The organism is Enterobacter sp. C6 (genome assembly GCF_008122455.1).
Classification (GTDB): Bacteria; Pseudomonadota; Gammaproteobacteria; order Enterobacterales; family Enterobacteriaceae; genus Enterobacter; species Enterobacter pseudoroggenkampii.
Genome location: NZ_QPFW01000070.1, coordinates 1 through 2,965, shown reverse-complemented (window position 1 = coordinate 2,965; position 2,965 = coordinate 1). Strand labels below are relative to the sequence as shown.

The 2,965-nt window shown below is 56.8% G+C and carries 2 protein-coding genes; both read left to right on the top strand.

Features of this window, described 5'->3' with window-relative positions:
- The coding region (ppsA, locus tag DOU50_RS00625) for a phosphoenolpyruvate synthase (RefSeq protein ID WP_148768506.1) at nt 1-1,475 on the top strand (1,475 nt) is incomplete at its 5' end.
- A gap of 235 nt (nt 1,476-1,710) precedes the next feature.
- A partial coding sequence (locus DOU50_RS00620; RefSeq protein ID WP_148768505.1) for an MFS transporter occupies nt 1,711-2,965 on the top strand: 1,255 nt, incomplete at its 3' end.

The window sequence follows — 2,965 nt, the reverse complement described above, 5'->3', positions numbered from 1 at the left end:
TGGCGAAGCAGGCGGTGCAGATTGAAAAACACTACGGCCGTCCGATGGATATCGAATGGGCGAAAGACGGGAACACCGGCAAGCTGTTTATCGTGCAGGCGCGTCCGGAAACCGTCCGCTCACGCGGTCAGGTAATGGAGCGTTATACGCTGCACGCGCAGGGCAAAATCGTGGCGGAAGGCCGTGCCATCGGTCACCGCATCGGTGCCGGTCCGGTCAAAGTGATCCACGACATCAGCGAGATGAACCGTATTGAGCCCGGCGACGTGCTGGTGACCGACATGACCGACCCTGACTGGGAACCGATCATGAAGAAAGCGGCGGCTATCGTCACCAACCGCGGCGGCCGTACCTGTCACGCGGCGATCATTGCCCGCGAACTGGGTATTCCTGCGGTTGTCGGCTGCGGTGATGCTACCGAGCGCATGAAGGACGGACAGAACGTGACCGTCTCCTGTGCCGAAGGCGATACCGGCTACGTGTATGCCGATATCCTCGACTTCAGCGTGAAGAGCTCCAGCGTGGATACCATGCCGGATCTGCCGCTGAAGATCATGATGAACGTCGGTAACCCGGACCGCGCGTTCGACTTCGCCTGCCTGCCGAACGAAGGCGTAGGCCTGGCGCGCCTGGAGTTTATCATCAACCGTATGATCGGCGTTCACCCGCGTGCGCTGCTGGAGTTTGACGACCAGGATCCGAAGCTGCAGAACGAAATCCGCGAGATGATGAAAGGCTACGACTCGCCGAAAGAGTTCTACGTCGGCCGTCTGACCGAAGGCATCGCGACGCTGGGCGCCGCCTTCTATCCGAAACGCGTGATCGTGCGTCTGTCTGACTTTAAGTCTAACGAATACGCCAACCTGGTCGGCGGCGAGCGCTACGAGCCGGAAGAAGAGAACCCGATGCTGGGCTTCCGCGGGGCCGGACGCTACGTGTCCGACAGCTTCCGCGACTGCTTCGCGCTGGAGTGTGAGGCGGTGAAGCGCGTGCGCAACGACATGGGGCTGACCAACGTGGAGATCATGATTCCGTTCGTACGTACCGTGGATCAGGCGAAAGCGGTTGTGGACGAGCTGGCGCGTCAGGGGCTGAAGCGCGGCGAGAACGGGCTGAAGATCATCATGATGTGTGAAATTCCGTCTAACGCCCTGCTGGCCGAGCAGTTCCTGGAGCACTTCGACGGCTTCTCTATCGGTTCGAATGACATGACGCAGCTGACGCTGGGTCTGGACCGCGATTCCGGCGTGGTCTCCGAGCTGTTCGACGAGCGTAACGAGGCGGTGAAGGCGCTGCTCTCCATGTCCATCCGCGCGGCGAAGAAGCAGGGTAAATACGTTGGGATTTGTGGTCAGGGTCCATCCGACCATGAAGACTTTGCCGCATGGCTGATGGAAGAGGGGATTGATAGCCTGTCCCTGAACCCGGACACCGTGGTGCAAACCTGGCTGAGCCTGGCGGAACTGAACAAGTAACGCCGCGCTGACCCGAAAAGGCGAGGATATTATTCCTCGCCTTTTTTATTTCCCCCTCTTATTTGCTCCCCATCACAAATAAAGTAAAAAACCAAATATCATAATTTGCCTGTCAATTTAGACAATTGTTAGCGCGCAAACCGTTGCTAATACTTGAGCCTTACATGCGCATTTCCCTTCAGATGATGCGCAACTGGTTGAAATACGTTTTAACCTGATAAAAAGGCAAATAACAATGACACTCTCCTCTGTATTGCGTACCAAAGATAAAATAGGTTATGGCTTAGGTGATATGGCCAGCGCGCTGGTCTGGCAAACGGCAACGTTATTTCTCGCCTATTTCTATACGGACGTTTTTGGGCTGCCCGCCGCGATTATGGGCACCATGTTTTTAGTGGTGCGCGTGGTTGATGCGTTTGTCGACCCGTGCATTGGCGCCCTGGTGGATCGCACCCAGACGCGTCACGGTCGTTTCCGTCCCTGGCTGCTGTGGTTCGCCATTCCGTTTGGCGTAAGCTGCCTTATCACTTTCTATGTACCGGACGTGGGACCGACGGCGAAAATCGTTTATGCCTGCCTGACCTACGCGATCTTAAGCCTGATTTACTCCGCCATTAACGTGCCTTACTGCGCCATGCCTGGCGCGCTGACGTTAGACCCGCGCGAGCGTCACTCCCTGCAGTCGTGGCGCTTTGGCCTGTCGTTTATCGGCGGGTTGATTGTGACGGTCATCGCCCTGCCGCTGGTTTCATTGTTAGGTCAGGGCAACGTGCAGAAAGGCTATTTCTATGCCATGAGCCTGATGGGGCTGCTGGGCATTGTGCTTTTTTTCTGCTGTTTCCTGATGACCCGCGAGCGCTATTCGCCGCGCAATGATACCTCCGGCTCCATGCTCACCGATTTAAAACTGCTGGCCGGCAACAGCCAGTGGCGTATTGTGTTCCTGTTTAATATTTTGCTGTTAACGGCGGTGGTGACGCGCGGTTCCGCCACCATGTATTACGTGAACTACGTGCTGTTGCGCCCGGAGCTGGTTTTTGCCTTTATTGTTTCCGGAATGGTCGCTTCCTTAAGCGGCGCTTTATTATCTGAACGGCTGCTGGGGAAATTTGATCGCGTACGCGCCTATCAGTGGACCATTATTTCCTTCGTCATTTTCGGCGCGCTGATTTTCTTCCTGCCGCCTTCACAGGTGTGGCTGATTTTTGGCCTCAACATCGTCTTTAGCTTTGTGCAAAACCTGACCACGCCGCTGCAGTGGACCATGTTCTCCGATGTGGTCGACTACGAAGAGCACCGCAGCGGTCGTCGCCTGGACGGGCTGGTCTTCTCCACCGCGCTGTTTGCCATCAAATTCGGCCTGGCGCTGGGTGGGGCGGTGGTCGGCTGGGTGCTTGGCATGGTGGATTACGCCCCGGGACAGGCAACTCAGGCACCCCACGTCCTCTCTACGATTAACGCGCTGTTCACCCTTATCCCGTGCGCGCTGT